13 protein-coding genes and 1 other RNA gene are annotated in these 18,103 nt (G+C 27.2%); 5 read left to right on the top strand and 9 right to left on the bottom strand.

Annotated elements, in window-relative coordinates; genetic code table 11:
- From hisC to smrB, 4 genes are all read right to left on the bottom strand, one after another.
- Entirely contained in the window at positions 1-1,080 is a 1,080-nt protein-coding gene (gene hisC, locus U0T58_00465) for a histidinol-phosphate transaminase (protein XBC42380.1), read from the bottom strand.
- Between the two features lie 2 nt (positions 1,081-1,082).
- On the bottom strand, positions 1,083-2,387 hold the full coding sequence (gene hisD / locus U0T58_00460) for a histidinol dehydrogenase (GenBank protein ID XBC42379.1): 1,305 nt from the start codon (positions 2,385-2,387) through the stop codon (positions 1,083-1,085).
- Between the two features lie 5 nt (positions 2,388-2,392).
- Positions 2,393-3,292: an ATP phosphoribosyltransferase gene (hisG, locus tag U0T58_00455; GenBank protein ID XBC42378.1), complete on the bottom strand. Its 900-nt coding sequence runs from the start codon at positions 3,290-3,292 to the stop codon at positions 2,393-2,395.
- Positions 3,293-3,928: 636 nt separating this feature from the next.
- Positions 3,929-4,465, bottom strand: a complete 537-nt coding sequence (gene smrB / locus U0T58_00450) for an endonuclease SmrB (protein XBC42377.1) — start codon at positions 4,463-4,465, stop codon at positions 3,929-3,931.
- 406 nt (positions 4,466-4,871) lie between these two features.
- On the opposite strand from smrB, the gene aroC reads away from it, so the two are divergent.
- Both aroC and dapA read left to right on the top strand, forming a co-directional pair.
- Positions 4,872-5,939, top strand: coding sequence for a chorismate synthase (gene aroC / locus U0T58_00445; GenBank protein XBC42376.1), 1,068 nt, complete (start codon positions 4,872-4,874; stop codon positions 5,937-5,939).
- A 534-nt stretch (positions 5,940-6,473) separates the two neighbouring features.
- On the top strand, positions 6,474-7,370 hold the full coding sequence (gene dapA, locus U0T58_00440; GenBank protein XBC42375.1) for a 4-hydroxy-tetrahydrodipicolinate synthase: 897 nt from the start codon (positions 6,474-6,476) through the stop codon (positions 7,368-7,370).
- A 251-nt stretch (positions 7,371-7,621) separates the two neighbouring features.
- Here dapA and dapE read toward each other — a convergent pair whose 3' ends face one another.
- The 4 genes from dapE to U0T58_00420 form a co-directional block, all read right to left on the bottom strand.
- The gene (gene dapE, locus U0T58_00435; GenBank protein XBC42374.1) at positions 7,622-8,755 is read right to left on the bottom strand and encodes a succinyl-diaminopimelate desuccinylase; all 1,134 of its coding nucleotides are present in this window, start codon (positions 8,753-8,755) and stop codon (positions 7,622-7,624) included.
- Between the two features lie 188 nt (positions 8,756-8,943).
- Positions 8,944-10,959 carry a transketolase gene (gene tkt / locus U0T58_00430; protein ID XBC42373.1) on the bottom strand — a complete coding sequence of 672 codons (2,016 nt, stop codon included), beginning with the start codon at positions 10,957-10,959 and terminating at the stop codon, positions 8,944-8,946.
- A gap of 89 nt (positions 10,960-11,048) precedes the next feature.
- Positions 11,049-12,002, bottom strand: coding sequence for a transaldolase (gene tal, locus U0T58_00425; protein XBC42372.1), 954 nt, complete (start codon positions 12,000-12,002; stop codon positions 11,049-11,051).
- Positions 12,003-13,170: 1,168 nt separating this feature from the next.
- Positions 13,171-14,391 carry a beta-ketoacyl synthase N-terminal-like domain-containing protein gene (locus tag U0T58_00420; protein XBC42371.1) on the bottom strand — a complete coding sequence of 407 codons (1,221 nt, stop codon included), beginning with the start codon at positions 14,389-14,391 and terminating at the stop codon, positions 13,171-13,173.
- 286 nt (positions 14,392-14,677) lie between these two features.
- On the opposite strand from U0T58_00420, the gene rsmI reads away from it, so the two are divergent.
- Positions 14,678-15,550, top strand: coding sequence for a 16S rRNA (cytidine(1402)-2'-O)-methyltransferase (rsmI, locus tag U0T58_00415; GenBank protein XBC42370.1), 873 nt, complete (start codon positions 14,678-14,680; stop codon positions 15,548-15,550).
- 22 nt (positions 15,551-15,572) lie between these two features.
- Positions 15,573-15,956, top strand: an RNA gene (gene rnpB, locus U0T58_00410) — RNase P RNA component class A.
- Between the two features lie 77 nt (positions 15,957-16,033).
- Here the strand turns inward: rnpB and pmbA are convergent.
- Positions 16,034-17,380, bottom strand: a complete 1,347-nt coding sequence (pmbA, locus tag U0T58_00405) for a metalloprotease PmbA (protein XBC42369.1) — start codon at positions 17,378-17,380, stop codon at positions 16,034-16,036.
- A gap of 118 nt (positions 17,381-17,498) precedes the next feature.
- Between pmbA and ppa the strand changes: the two genes are divergently transcribed.
- Complete coding sequence (gene ppa / locus U0T58_00400) at positions 17,499-18,017, top strand: inorganic diphosphatase (GenBank protein ID XBC42368.1); 519 nt, start codon at positions 17,499-17,501, stop codon at positions 18,015-18,017.
- The last annotated feature ends 86 nt before the right edge of the window (positions 18,018-18,103 follow it).

Below are 18,103 nucleotides of genomic sequence, written 5' to 3'. Positions count from 1 at the left end.
TTAATTAACAAAGAAATGATTGATTTTTCGAATTACATGAACGATTTCTAAACATTCTTTGCTTGTTCCTACAGATATTCTTATACAATTCTTTAAATTTAATTTATCATTTTGATCTCTAACAATAATTCCTCGTTCTAATAATGCATTAAATACTTCTTTAGAATTGTAAAAACGAACTAAAATATAATTAGCAACACTAGAAAAAATATAATCCACACACTCGTTCAATAGTTGTAATTGACTTACCAACCAACAACGATTTAAATTCAAATTAAAAACCCTATTTCTCATTATGTTAACATTTTTCTTACTTAAAAATTGAATTGCTATATCTGTAGTAGGTATAGAAACTGGATAGGGATTAATAACTTTTAATAATACTTCTATTATATTAACATTTGCTAATACAAAACCACATCGTAATCCAGCTAAAGAAAAAGCCTTAGATAACGTTCTTAATATAATCAGATTAGGATACAAATTTATTAAATGTACTAAACTACTTATTGGAGAAAACTCGATATAAGCTTCGTCAATTATTACCAATGCTTTTCCTAAAGTTATTTTTAACAAAGTAACAATATCTTGAGTGCTAATTAAATTTCCTGTAGGATTATTAGGATTACAGATATAAATTAGTTTAAAATCATTAACGTGCTTAATAATAGAATCAATATCTAACTGCCAAGAAAGATTCAATAATGGTATTGCATTGCTTTCTACACCTATGACATTTGCACTAACATGATACATATCATAAGTAGGAGGGCAAAAGATAATCTTATCACACTTCGGTTCACAAAAAGTTTTTATTAATAATTCAATAGCTTCATCGGAACCTCGTGTTATTAATATGTTTTTTTTACTAACACCTACATATGAAGAATAACAAGACAATAAATTTTCTGGTTGACATTCTGGATAACGATTTAAAATTATATTATCTAATTTAATATAATCCGAATAAGGACATTCATTCGCATTCAACCATATATTACCCTTCCCGCCTATCTTTCGAGCAGATTGATAAGGTATTAATTTCCATATATTTTTTCGAACTAACTTTTTAATGTTCATAACTAAATTTTATCCACAAGCGAAGACAATCTAATCATAACTGAATTTTTATGAGCATCTAATTTTTCTACTTGTGATAAAGATACAAGAGTAGAAGAAATGTTTTTAAAACCTTTTTTACTTAATTCCTGAACTGTAATTCTTTTTTGAAAATCGATTAAACTCAACCCAGAACATACACTCGCACTACCATAAGTAGGTAAAACATGATTAGTACCAGTTGCATAATCTCCTCCCGCTACCGGAGACCAATTACCTAAAAAAATAGAACCAGCATTTACAACATGCTGTACTAAACTTTTTGAATGATTACATTGAATCATCAAGTGTTCAGGAGCATAACGATTAGATATATCAAAACATTCTAACAAATCTTTTGCTATAATTATTTTACTGTTTTTAAATGCTTGAGCAATAATTTTATTCCTTGATAAAGTATTAATTTGTTTATGAATTTCATTTAATACTTCTTTAGCTAAATTTTCATCATAAGTTACTAACATCACTTGAGAATAACCATCATGTTCTGCTTGTGATAATAAATCCGAAGCAATAAAACTAGAGTTAGCTTGAGAATCCGCAATGATCAAAACTTCAGATGGTCCAGCAGGCATATCAATGCCTACATCATTTAAAAACTGATTGATTTGTAGTTTAGCTTCCGTAACATAAATATTTCCTGGACCAAAAATTTTGTTTACTTTTGGTACTGTTTCAGTTCCAAAACCTAATGCAGCTATAGCTTGAGCACCACCAACTTGAAATATTTCTTCTATATTACAAAGCTTACTTGCATATAATATTTCATTGGAAATAGGAGGTGGAGAACAAAGCACAATATTTTTGCATCCAGAAATGTTAGCGGGAATAGCTAACATTAATACTGTAGATACAAGAGGTGCTATGCCACCTGGAATGTATAATCCTACAGATTCAATAGGTCTTATTATTTGTTGACAATGAATATCTTTATTAAAATAATCTATTTTTTTTATATTCTGTAACTCATGGAATTTATTAATATTATTAAAAGCAACTTCAATAGCACGCTTGGTATCCATTTTAACATAAGATTCTGCATGCAGAATATCTTCTATACTCACCTTAATACTATTTAATCTTATTTTATCAAACATATTTGTATAATTGTATAGTGCTTGATCTCCTAAACGTTTAACATCAAAAATAATTTTTTCTACTTTTTTTTTAATAGACATAGAATTGTTTAACATAGGTCGAGATAATATTTCTTTCCTTGTTTTCAAATTACAATTACTCCATAAAACAATATCTAAATAGTTGTGCATATTAATTATTCCATCATTTTTTCAATAGGTAATACTAAGATAGAACTAGCTCCTAATAATTTCAACTTTTCCATTGTTTCCCAAAACAACGTTTCACTACTGACCATATGCATAGCTACCCTAGTATCATCTCCAGCTAATTTCAATATTGTAGGACGTTCAGCACCATGTAATAATTCAATTACTTCTTTTAATTTTTTGATAGGTGCATGAAGCATAATGTATTTTGATTCCCTTGCTTTAATAACACCTTGAATACGTGTCATTAACGTATTGATAACATTCTGCTTTTCGATAGAAATATTACCAGTTTTACAAATCAAACAAGCTTTAGAGCGGAATATAACTTGTACTTCACGCAATCCATTAGCTTCTAAAGTTGCTCCAGTAGATACCAAATCACAAATAGCGTCGGATAACCCTGCACGAGGTGCTACTTCTACTGATCCATTTAACATACAAGATTTAAATACAAGATTTTTTTCATCAAAATATTTTTTTAATAAATGAGGATAAGAAGTTGCTATTCTCGAATTATTTAAACAAGCAATATCTGTATATTCTTCATTAATCGGAATAGCTAAAGATAATCTACAAATGCCGAAATCTAAACGCTTCAATTTTATATAATCTATACTATCTGATCTCAATTTTCGACTAAGAACTTCTTCTTCTAAAACATTTTCTCCAATAATTCCTATATCTACAACACCATCCATAATTAAACCAGGAATATCGTCATCACGCACACACATAACATCTATTGGCATATTTTCAGAAAAAGCAATTAACTTTTGTTTATACAAATTAATTTTAATACCACAACGAGTAAGTAAATCTTTTGAATCACTACTTAATCTTCCAGTTTTTTGCATGACTATTCGCAATCGATTATTATGAATCATGTTTTAACCCTTCTATAAACTCTATAATATGATTAATATTTTAAAAACATAAATTCATTTTTTCATAATACATTTTAAAATTTTATAAAAACCTTTTCAAAAATGACATACAAATACATAATTTAAACGTTTACAACTATTGTATTTTAAAACGTTATTCAAACGTTCAAATACAAAATAACTGCTTCTTATCAATAGTTGATAACTTAAAATCAACTTTAGCTAAAAATTTATAAATAAGAACTATACACTAAAATCTTAACAATTTTATAAATATATTCTATATACATCCATTAAGACAATAACAAAAAATAAAGTTATTATTATTTACATGAAATAAAATACATTATAAATTTTAAAACATAAAAAATTTTACTTTTAAAATCATAAAGTATTTAAATTTAATATAAAGTTTATAAACAATAATATTAAATATAGTAAAAAATGAATACTTAGTTCAAAACAACTTAAACATACATAAAACAAATACATCCTTGTCCTACATATATAAAATTAAATTCTACACTACTTTAAAACATTACTACTTATCACAATATTAAGTAATTTCATTCCATATTTAAGTAACATTTAAAATATTTAGACAACAAAAATACATTAATATGTCGTATTATAATATCAGCTAATTGCAAAATCGATTAAAATAAGAATAGCAGCATCACTACCAAACATCTTAGGTGCTTGATGAAAAGCTATTATGTTAGGGTGTTTTGACAACCACAACGGTATTTGTTGTTTTAAAACATTTTTCCCATGCCCATGAACAACGTTAGCACAAAATAATTTTTCTTTATAACAAATATAGATTAATTCACCTAGTTTTTTCTTAGCTTGATATTGTGTCAAACCATGCAAATCTAAAATAATATCTGGAATATATGCTCCAATTCTAAGTTTTTTTAATTCATTAAAATAACTATTATTCCGAATGTAATAAACTGGATCTGTATTAATTACAATTCTTGATTGATTACAAGAAAAATAATGACAATGAGCGTCTTGTTCAAAAATATTTTTTTTAAACGTCATGTTCTGCTTGAATTTGCAACGTCGTGAATGAAAAACAGTATCCTGTTTCATTTTTCGAACTCTATTCGATTCCTGATAAAGTACAAACAAATCTTCAGAAAACAATAATTTATTATCTTTACTCATTTTTATCAATTACCATCACAATAAATATCTCGTATATTAATTCTAAATATTACATTTTAATAGAAACTAAAAATAAAGATGCAAAATAGTTTTACATTCTTACAATACAAATTTTTATTTAAATTTACAAAACTAAATACTATATTTTAAAAAATTTTATATCACTTAAAAACATAATTTATACTATTTATTAAACATATAAAACATATGATTTTAAATCATTAAAATAAAGCATCACAAATATAATTGTTAGCTATTTAAAATAAATAAAACAAAATACTTTGCTTAAAATTGATATATTTTTTATAAACGTTTAAAATAAAATTTATAAAAAGTATAAATATTGGATGCTCTTACTATATAACAAAAAATCTAATATCTCATAAAAATAAGTTAAGGAACAAAAATGGCTGGAAATACCATTGGAAAACTTTTTAGAGTAACAACATTTGGAGAATCTCACGGACCATCGCTAGGATGTATCATTGACGGAATGCCACCTGGAGTAAAAATCTTAGAATCCGATCTACAAAAAGAACTAGACAGAAGACGTCCAGGTATGTCTAAATATACCAGTCCAAGATGTGAACCAGATAAAATCTCAATATTATCAGGAACTTTTCAAGGAATTACAACAGGGACTAGCATTGGATTAACAATAAATAACATAGATCAACGACCAAACGACTATAAAAATATACAAACACTATTCCGACCAGGACACGCAGATTATACCTATCAAAAAAAATATGGAATTCGAGACCCTCATGGAGGAGGAAGATCATCTGCTCGTGAAACTACTATGCGAGTTGCTGCAGGTGCTATAGCAAAAAAATATCTCTATTTAAATTATGGCATACGTATTCGTGGGTATTTAGAACAAATAGGTAATATTTTTTGTAAATTTATATCATGGGATGAGGTTGAGAAAAATCCATTCTTCTGTTCAGATATTACAAAACTTAAAATAATTGATACATTAATAAGAAATTTAAAAAAAGAGGGTGATTCTATAGGAGCGAAAGTAGTCATAATAGCTGAAAAAATTCCTATAGGATTAGGAGAACCCGTATTTGACCGATTAGATGCTGATTTAGCACATGGATTAATGAGTATTAATGCTGTTAAAGGTGTAGAAATTGGAGACGGATTTTCGGTCATTCATCAAAAAGGAAGTCAACACCGAGATGAAATGAACAAAAATGGATTCATGAGCAACCATGCAGGAGGAATACTAGGAGGTATTAGCAACGGACAAGACATTATAGCAAAAATAGCACTAAAACCAACATCCAGTATTAGAAAAATTGGTCAAACTATCGATCATAAAGGGCAAGAAAACACAATTATTATTTCAGGAAGACATGACCCTTGTGTAGGTTTAAGAGCTGTTCCAATAGCAGAATCTATGATTGCTATAACAATAATGGATCACTTACTTAGATATCGTGCACAATGTACAAAAATAATATAATCATCATGATATTTAACTAACATATTAATATATTAAACAATACTTATTGCGCTAAAATAGAATTTAAAAATACTAAAAAGAGAAAATTTTATTTAATATAAATACACTTTAAAAACCTTAAAATACATTATGTAGTATTAAAATATATTAACCATACTAACATTGAGTTTTAAGTAAAATATAAGAAAATATTTTTTTAAAATTAATTATTTTGCTTTTGAAAAAATGAGATGATATACAATAACTTAAAAAATTTTATTAATAATTTAAAACAATTTTAAAATATAAAATAACTAACACTTTACATTTTTAATGCAAATAATTCTTAAAAATAAGAACAAAAAATAGCAAAAACATTTTAACAAATTATATTTAAAATTTATACATTAAATAAAATACACACATAACAATATTTTAATATTTAAGCGTAATTATTAAAGAAATTAACAAATTATACTAATTAAAATATATCCTTTCTTTTGAAAGAAAAACGTCTGTAAAACATACTAAAACTTATTTATAAGAGAAATTAACATGTTTAAAGGAAGTATGGTAGCACTTATAACTCCAATGGATAAAAAAGGTAATATTTGCCAAACCAGTCTCAAAAAATTAGTTAATTATCATGTTGAAAATGGTACTCGAGCAATTATATCCGTTGGAACAACTGGAGAATCGGCAACCTTAAGTCAAGAAGAACATATTGAAGTAATAATGCTTACATTAAAAATGTCTAAAAATAGAATTCCCATCATAGCTGGAACAGGATCCAATGCAACATCTGAAGCAATCCTTTTAACTAAAAAATTTGAATCATCAGGAGTATCTGCATGTCTAACTGTAACTCCATACTACAATCGTCCTACACAAGAGGGGCTATACAAGCACTTTAAAGCAATTTCGAAACATACACATTTGCCTCAAATTTTATATAATGTTCCTAAGCGAACTGGATGTGATTTAATGCCAAATACAGTAATTAAACTGTCTAAATTACACAATATAATAGGTATTAAAGAAGCTACAGGAGATCTATCTAGAGTTCAGAAAATAAAAAGTTCAGTAGATGACACATTCCTATTAATTAGCGGTGACGATGCTACAGCATTAGATTTTGTACAATTAGGAGGACAAGGTGTTATATCAGTTACCGCTAACATAGCAGCAAAAGAAATGACTAAAATATATGATTTTGCATTAAAAAAAGATTTCATATCAGCGAGATTACTAAACAATCACCTAATGTCACTGCATCATAGCTTGTTTCAAGAAACAAATCCTATTCCAATTAAATGGTTAGCAAAAAAAATAGGTCTAATTACTACAGACACTTTACGATTACCATTAACTTCTGCTTCAAAAAAAACATGCTCAATACTTAAAGAATCTTTAAAAAATTCTAACATTTTTACATATAAAAATCATTCATAACCTGAGAAAAAATTAATAAAAAAACTTTAATGATAAAACTAAAATGAAAAACTGATAAATAAAAATATTTAACATATCATTTATAAAAACATAACAATACTAATTGTAAAAGATCTATGAATTATTTAGAAAACATAAATTAAGTCATTAAATCAATACTAATTCAAAAAACAGGGTATTAAAATATTTGATGCTCTGTTATTTCAAACATAATTATACTCTACTCATATTTTACTGAACGTATCAAACATTTAAATTTTTAATAATAATTTTTCAATAATATGAAAATATATGCGACTTAATAATTGTAAATCTGACACTTTGATATTCTCATTTAATTGGTGTATAGTTTGACTAACAAGTCCTAATTCTAATATTTGTGATCCCATTTTAGTAATAAAACGCCCATCAGATGTGCCTCCTGTAGTCAACAATTTAGGAATAATTCCACATACACTTTTAATCACGTTTACTGCTACATCTATTAATTTTCCAGACCTAGTAATAAAAGGTTTTCCAGACAATTTCCATTTTATATCATATTTTAAATTAGCACTGGTTAATAAACTCTGAATTTTTTCTTTAATAGCATTAACAGTGATAACATTACCAAAACGCAAATTAAATTTTACTAACAATGTATCTGGTATAACATTTTCACTATCAGATAAAGATCGAATTTCATAAATCTGTAAACTAGTAGGAGAAAAAAGGTTGTTTCCAGAATCCCAATCAATAGATATTAAATTCACTAAAAACGGTAAAACGTTATGAATAGGATTTTCAGATAAATGAGGATACGCAATGTGTCCTTGCTTTCCATAAATATGCAAACATACAGTTAAAGATCCACGTCGACCATTTTTAATAACATCTCCTAAGTCATTAACACTAGATGGTTCTCCTATCAAACAATAGTCAATTTTTTCTTTTCTAGAAATTAAGTTTTCAACTATTTTTTTAGTACCATGTGTAGCTTCTGATTCTTCATCAGAAGTGATCAAAAAAGCTAGTCTTCCCATATGATGTGGGTATTTTTTAATAAATCTCTCAACAGAAACAATCATCGCTGCTAATGCTCCCTTCATATCAGCAACTCCACGACCAAACAAATAACCATTATATACAGTAGGACAAAAAGGAGGAAATTTCCAATATTTATTATTACCGCTAGGCACAACATCCGTATGACCAGAAAAAGCTAATGTTGTACCTGTTCCTTTACAAGCCCAAATGTTATATGTATCATTATAATTCATATGTTCAACAGAAAATCCTGCATTAACTAACCGATCAGATATTATTTTTTGACAACCCAGATCCATTGGACTAACTGAAGGAATTGAAACAAGTTCTTTTGCTAAATCTAATACAGGACAAACCATAAATATTCCTTTTATAAAAATTTGTATCAATTATCTTTATATAACAACATGCATAATATTATCATACCTACGATACTTTATAGTTTAATAAAAATACATAAATCATTTAGCTACAAAATGCATAATAATAAAAAATTATTAGGATTCTATTAAAAAATAAAATATAAATGTTATTCTATTTAAAGTAGCTATTTAATCTTAGAATTTAACAATTTTTGTAATATTTGATCTACTATTTTATCAACATTAAAACCAAATTTTTTAAATAATTCATTAGAAGGAGCTGATTCCCCAAAAGAATTTATTCCAATTACTATTCCATCTAACCCTACATATTTATACCAATAATCTGATACTCCTGCTTCAATTGAAACACGATTAGTAATTAGTTTAGGTAATACTAACTCTTTATAACAATCATCTTGTTTATCAAAAACATTAGTCGATGGCATAGAAACTATTCTAGCATAAAAACCTTTTTTAATTAATTTATCATATACAGCAAGAGCAACTTTTACTTCCGATCCAGTGGCAATAACAATTAAGTCAAGTTTATTATCATAACTATTGTCCTTTAAAACATACCCTCCTCGAGAAATATTATTTATTTCTATTGTACTTCTAGAAATTTGCGGTAAATCTTGTCGGGATAAAGCTAATACCGTCGGTCCAGAACTATTTTCCAATGCTAATTTCCACGCTATTATAGTTTCTATTTGATCACAAGGTCTCCAAACATTTAAAAATGGAATTAAACGCAACGTAGATAATTGTTCTATAGGTTGATGTGTAGGACCATCTTCTCCTAATCCTATAGAATCATGAGTATAAATAAAAATTTGCTGTGTTTTCATTAATGCAGCCATACGTATTGCATTACGCGCATAATCAGAAAACACTAAAAAAGTAGAAGTATATGGAATAAACCCTCCATGATGAAATAACCCATTCGCAATAGCAGTCATTCCGAATTCTCGCACTCCATAATGAATATAATTTCCAGATGAATCGTTTTTAATCGATGTAGAACCAGACCACATACTTAAATTACTTGGAGATAAGTCAGCAGAACCACCAATTATTTCTGGCAACAATGTACCAAAAAATTCTAAAATGTTTTGCGAAGCTACTCTAGTAGCCATAGCGTTAATATTAAGGCATAACTGATTAATAAATTCATTACAATTTTTTTCCCACATATCCGGAAAAACATGATTAATGCGTCGCATATATTCATTAGCTAAACTAGGATATTCCTGTTCATATTTTAAAAAAACTTTATTCCATTCATTTTCTAACAATTTTCCTTGCACTACAAAATTCCAACTTTCATAAATTTCCTGAGGTATAAAAAACGGTGGAAAATCCCATTTTAAATTTTTTCTCGCTAAATTAATTTCTAACTCACCTAAAGGAGACCCATGAACATCTTTTTTTCCTGATTTGTTTGGCGAGCCAAAACCAATAATAGTTTTACAAATTATCAAAGAAGGTTTGTTTTTTTCTAATATAGATTCTTTTATGGCATCAGAAATAGATTTAGAATCATGTCCATCTACATTAGATATTACATGCCAATTATATGATTCAAACCTCTTTTCCGTATCATCTGTAAACCAGTCCGTTACATTTCCATCAATCGATATACCATTATCGTCGTAAAATACAATTAATTTTCCTAATTTTAGAGTTCCAGCCAACGAACATACTTCATGAGAAATTCCTTCCATCAAGCAACCGTCTCCAACAAATACCCAAGTATAATGGTCGACTATATTATACTTGGGTCGATTAAAGGTTGCACCCAATGTACGCTCAGCAATCGCCATGCCAACTGCAGTAGCTAAACCTTGTCCTAATGGTCCAGTAGTAATTTCTACTCCCGGGGTATATCCTACTTCAGGATGACCAGGAGTTTTTGAATTCCATTGCCTAAAGTTCTTTAATTCTTCGATTGATAGATCATATCCTGTAAGATGTAACAAACTATACAACAACATAGAACCATGTCCATTAGATAAAACAAAACGATCTCTATTTTTCCATAACGGATTACATGGATTATGTTTTAAAAAATCTCTCCATAATACTTCGGCAATGTCAGCCATTCCCATTGGCATACCTGGATGCCCAGACTGTGCTTTCTGTACCGCATCCATGCTTAAAACCCTAATAGCATCAGATAATCTTTTTCTCGAGCACATAACAAATTCCTTATAATATAATTCATACTAGCGCAATACTCATAAAATTTAAGATAACTAAACAATTTTTAAAACTTCTAAAATGTTATTTACATTTTACTTTTTATTATTCTTTCTAACGATTTTTGATCTTGTCCAAATTGACGTATTCCTTCAGACAATTTTTCTACAGCCATTGGTTCTTCATTATGCAACCATAAAAAATCACTTTTAGATAAAGAGCTAATAGATGATCTATCTATAACATTAGGTTGATGTAATTGTCTTGCAACGTCTCCAATATTTGATTTTAATATTTGCAATAAATTTGGAGAAACTGTCAAATAATCACAGCCAGACAATGCCAAAATTTGATGAACGTTCCTAAAACTAGCTCCCATTATGATAGTTTCATATCCATGTCTTTTATAATAATTATATATTTTTTTAACTGAATTAACCCCAGGATCTTTATCTACTAAATATTCTTTTATTAACAATTTAGATTTATACCAATCATAAATTCGACCAACAAAAGGGGAAATTAAAAATACTCGTGCTTCAGCACAAGCTCTTGCTTGTGCGAACGAAAACAATAATGTTAAATTACAGTTAATATTAAACTTTTTTAACTCTTCTGCAGCCTTAATACATTCCCAGGTAGCTGCTAACTTAATTAAAATTTTAGATCTACTAATCCCTTCTTCTTCATACATGGCAATAATCTTTTTCGATTTCTCAATACACAAATCAGTATTAAATGACAAGTGTGCGTCAATCTCAGTAGAAACTTTTCCAGAAATAATATTTAAAATTTCTTGACCTAACATAACAGAAATTTTATCTACAGCATTAGTCAACTGATGTTTATATGTACCTCCTTTTCTTTTTGCATAACATATTGATTTACTTACAATATATTCATATGAAGGCAAAGTAATTACCTTTAAAATAAGAGAAGGATTCGTAGTAATGTCTTCAGGAAGATATTCTCTTATTGACTCCATATCCCCACTATCTACTACAATTTTACTATATTTTTTTAATGATTCTAATTGATTCAATTTGTTATGTTCCTTTAATAATATAGAAACTGTATCATTTTTACAAAATATTTTAAAAAACTAAAATAGTATTCAATCTTTAAAATTAAAAAATCCAAAACAATTGTGTGTCTAATAATAGTTAAATTAATACTAACATACAGAAACCATTTATAATGCTATGCAAATATGTAATTATCTTGATTGTTCTAACATAAGCAAAGATTATCATACCATCCATAAAATATTTATTTTAATATATTCAATATCTTTAAATAAAAACTACCAACATATATCTAAAAATAGATTGCATTAATTTCATAAAATTACTTATTAATTAGATAACATCTTACCGTGTAATACCAAACACACTGTACTTTATATAAAAGTTACATTATTAATTGAAATAAAAATCTATATATAATATTAAATAACTAAAAGCAACCAAAAAATCATATACACAGATGCTATATTTTCAAATCTAGCTATAAAAATAGCATCACATGCTATTCACATCATAACTACAATTTCCATTTTAATGAAAATATGCTGTGAAAACCATATCTATGAACATAAATCAATCTTCTTTATCTTACATAACGCTACTAAAACATCCTTAAAATACTTAAAAACTTATAAAATACATAAAATATGATAAGAAAATTCATTAAAATATAGTTACTATTATATCTTTACTATTTATAAACAATAACAAGTAATTAAAATAAAATAAATAACTTTTAAATTTTAATCATTTATCTAATAAAAACAAATTAAAAAATCAAATAATACCATAATTTAGCTATCAATTACATGCTATTTTCATAAGCCATTCAAATTTTATATAATATTTACTATTAAAATACACCATAAATATACAATGCATCTTGACTCTATAATACAGTAATTACAACTCATACAATTTAAAAATAGACCTAAATAAACATTAATTTCATATATTACTATCCAAAAATGTAAAAGATATACATCAAATCATAATTATCTACATTTTATCTACTGAAATAATATCATTTTATATGATGCATAAAAAACTTAATGTTTGCAATACATATTATAAAACGTATATCATAAAACAATACATGCTCTTAAATTTCATTTTCATTAATCTAAAAATTTTATGCAATAAAAAAATAACTTCATATAATAACAATCTCGTCAAAATTAAACTTCAATGATATTTTTTTATAACTAAAGAAACATTAGTACCTCCAAATCCAAAACTATTCGACATAATAATAGAAACATCTCTTTTTACAATATTAGTTAAAATATTACAATTTTTAGCTCGAGGATCTAATTTTACAATGTTAATACTAGGAACTAAGAAACTATACTCTAACATTAATACACTATAAATTATCTCTTGTACTCCTGATGCGCCTAATGAATGTCCAGTTATAGATTTAGTCGATGAAATAATTGGCATATTAGTATTATTAAATACTTTACGAATAGCATCTAACTCTATTACATCACCTAATCTAGTAGATGTACCATGTACGTTTAGATAATCAATAGATTTCTTATCTATCTTTTTTACAGCTAAATTCATACATCGAACAGCTCCATGTCCAGACGGAATAACCATACTAAAACCATCAGAAGATGTGCCATAACCAATAATTTCCGCATATATATGAGCTGATCTAGACAATGCACAGTTTAATTCTTCTACAACTACTATTCCTGCACCTCCTGAAATTACAAATCCATCACGATAATAATCAAAGACCCTAGATGATATAGTAGGATCTAAATTATAATGAGTTGATAATACTCCCATAGCATCAAATGTACATGCTAGTTCTCGACTTATTTCTTCACCTCCGCCAGCAAACACTATGTCTTGCTTACCTAATTGTATTAGTTCTATTGCGTTTCCTATGCAATGTGCCGAACTAGAACATGCTGAACTAATAGAATAATTTACTCCATATATTTTAAATGATGTAGCTAAACAAGCAGATGTATTAGAAGTCATAGATTTAATTACAACATAAGGACTAATTGATTTACGCCCTCTTTTTTTTATACAATCCATTCCATTCACTTGACATTTTGGAGATCCAGCACTAGAACCAACAATTACGCCTATTCTAGAATTATTTTGATACATTTTAGGCGTTAATTTAGCATCTCTAATAGCTTCTTCCATTGACAAATATAAATAAATAGACGCATCACTCATAAATCGCATTATTTTACGACTAATACATTGTGATATATCTAATTTTATGTTGCCCCATACATGACTTCGCATACCAAATTGTTTCATCTCTTCTGAAAAAGAAATACCCGATCTAGTATGCAACAATGAAGTTAACACCTCCGTTTTATTATTTCCGATACTAGAAATAATTCCTAAACCAGTGATTACGACTCTTTTCACCGTATATGCCTCACATATTCAGTTAGAAAAATTATTATTTTTCAATTAAAACATTAATTTACAATAATATGTTATATAATGTTAAATAATTATTCCTATCGTTATATGAAAACTATGTACTTCAAATAAACCCGAAAAACAAATGATAAAATTGTAAACACTAATTATACTTCGAAAATAACACAAATAAAACATTAAAACTAAAATCTGAGCTTTTAAAATACTCATACATATTTATAATGAAAAAACATAAATGCTAAGATTACAATAATGTTAAAATAAAAACTTGATTTCTAAAACACTAAAAAGATATGAACAAGCAAAAAAAAAAGGAACATTATACATTGTACCTACTCCTATAGGAAACTTAACTGATATTACTTGTCGAGCGTTATCAATATTAAGTAAAGTAGATATAATTGCGGCAGAAAATATAAATCATACTAAAATATTGGTAAAACATTATAATATCATTACAAATATCATTTCTATAAACAAACATAATGAAAAAGCAAAAAGTAAAAAAATAATTGTACAATTAAAAAATGGGAAAAATATTGCATTAGTTTCTAATGCTGGAACACCAACAATTAATGATCCAGGGCGCTATTTAATAAACAATTGTTACCAATTTAAAATACAAATCGTTCCTCTTCCAGGTCCATGCTCTGCTATTACAGCTCTAAGTGCTTCAGGGTTCTCTACTGAGAGATTTTGTTATGAAGGTTTTCTTCCATCTAAAAGTATAGCTCGCTGTAAATTACTACATGATTTGAAAGAAGAAACACGAACTATGATATTCTATGAAACTCCCCATAGAATAATTTCGAGTATGAATGATATAATAAAAGAACTAGGATCTGACCGAAATATAACAATAGCTAAAGAACTAACTAAACAATGGGAATCTATATACAGAAATACATCAATAAATTTATTATCATGGATAAAAAGTGAAAATTTTAAAATAAAAGGAGAAATAATAATCATTATATCAGGATTTAAAGCAAAAAAACCTATTATTATACCAAAAATAGCATTAAAAACTTTACAAATATTAAAATTACACCTATCATCAAAACTAGCTATACAAATAACAGCAAAATTGCATGATTTATCTAAAAATTTATTGTATGACCATCACTCATTAACGAAGTAAAATATCATTTAAAATTTTTATAGAAGCTAACCAGACAGTCGCTGCTACTAAATTTATTCAAATATAAATTTAAATAGTAGAGGAAAGTCCGGGCTCCAATAGGGCAAAGGTGCCAGATAACATCTGGGAAGCGAAAGCTTACGACCAGTGCAACAGAAAAGAACCGCCTTTTACATGCTATAACTTAAAAGGTAAGGGTGAAAAGGCGAGGTAAAAGCTCACCGCATATTAGGTAACTAATATGGCTAAGTAAACTCCACCTGGAGCAAGGCCAAATAGGAGTATTCACATATTTTATTGTCCTTAAATAATAATACTCGGGTAGGCTGCTTGAGATAATAAGTAATTATTATCCTAGATAAATGACTGTCTAATACAGAACCCGGCTTATAGGTTAGCTCCATTTTTAAAAATGTAATTATATAATAATATTTTCACTAAATTTAATCTATTTTAAAACAGATCATAGACAATGCACATATTTTACAAACCAGAAATTTGCATAGATGACAACAAAATTGATCCCGATAATATTTTATGTCTTGTATCAATATCATTACCTATAGATACAATATTTTTAAACATATCTTGCAAATTTCCAGAAATTGTAATCTCACTGACAGGATATTTAATAATTCCATTCTCTATCCAAAATCCCACTACACCACACGAATAATCCCCTGTTACTAAATTTAAGCCATTTCCTAATAACTCCGTAATTAATATTCCTCTATTCATCAACTTAATCAATTCATTTAAGTTCATATGAGAAATACCTAATATTAACCAATTGTGAATACCTCCAGCATTAGCAGTACTAGTTAAATTCATTTTTTTAGCCGAATAATTATCTAATAACCATGTTTTTAATATACCATTATGTACTATCACTTTAGAAAATGTACGAACACCATCCAAATCAAAACACTTTGATCCCCATCCTTGGTATATATGTGGATCTTCTTTTATGCTTAACCAGCTAGGAAAAATCTGTTTTCCTAATTTATGTAACAAAAATGTTGACTTTTTATAAATATTATCACCGTTTATAGCTCGTGCTAAATAAGAAAAAAATTCTGAAGATAATTCTGCAGAAAAAATAACTGAACTTTTTTTAGAAAATAATTTTTTAGCATTTAATCTAGACAAAGCCTTATTAGAACTGGTTGTACCTACGTGCTTTGGAGACAATAAATTGTTAATATTTCGTGAAATTGTATAAAACATATCTCTTTGCATATCATTGTTGTCTTTAGCAATCATACAACTTGACATAGAATACAAAGTAGTATTATAACTTTCTAACATACCATAACTATTTCCAAAAACCTTTATACCCATACAACTACTAAAACTAGATCCTTCCGTATTAACTATTCTTTTATCTGCTTTAAATGCTTCTTGTTCTGCAATTAATGTTAAATCAATAGCATATTTTGTATCCCATTCCCAATAATGATATAAGTCAAGATCTATCAAATTATCAATTGCTAATAAGTTTACATCGGGTAAACCGGAACATAAATCGCATGATGTATGATTAATAATATCTACTGCAAAATTGATTATTTTATTGACTGCAGATATACTAAAATCAGTAGAAGAAACTATACTTTTTCTATTATTTTTATACACTGTAACAGTTAAAAGATTATCATTGTTAAATTTAACATAATCAATTTTTTTATTTCTTATCCCAACGCTAATTCCAGAATTATGAAAAATTAATACTTTAGCAGTAGCAGAATAAGTTTTTACAAGATCTAATACATACTCAATAATATTTCTAAATTGTACTTTTTTTAATGAAAAATCATGCTTTGTTTTCATATTATATCCTATAAAAATCAAATTGTTATTATAGTACACTGAAAAAATAAAATAAAACTTTATCTATAAATACAAACACAAGAATAAAATATTTAATTAACAATTAAAAGGTATAAAAATGAACTTAGAAAACATTTCTGCAGGGAACAATGTTCCATATGACATAAATATAATTATTGAAATTTCATCGCATTCTAATCCAGTAAAATATGAAATAAACAAAAATTCAGGAGCGTTATTCGTAGATAGATTTATACCAACTTCTATGTTTTATCCTTGTAATTACGGATTTATTAATAAAACTTTATCTCACGATGGAGATCCTATAGACGCATTAGTACATACTCCATATCCTTTAACATCTAATTCAGTGATACAATGTAGACCAATAGGAATGCTACGAATGTTAGATGAATCTGGGATAGATAATAAAATCATAGCTATTCCTCAAACCAACGTATGCCCAAACTACTCTCATATACAAAACATAAACGATTTTCCAAACTCTTTAAAAATACAAATTATACATTTCTTTGAACATTACAAAGATCTAGAAAAAAACAAGTGGGTAAAAATTCTAAAATGGGAAAACAAAGAAATAGCATATCAAGAAATTTTATCTTCTCTAAAAAATTAATAGAAATTTAGTATATACATACATTAATAACTTGTTTTCAAAAATATAAAAAAATAAAAACATTAAAAATTTAAAATTCAATACTT

It is taken from the genome of Buchnera aphidicola (Meitanaphis elongallis) (assembly GCA_039830015.1).
GTDB classification, from domain to species: Bacteria; Pseudomonadota; Gammaproteobacteria; order Enterobacterales; family Enterobacteriaceae; genus Buchnera_B; species Buchnera_B aphidicola_AU.
This window is presented reverse-complemented; position numbering and strand designations above follow the sequence as displayed.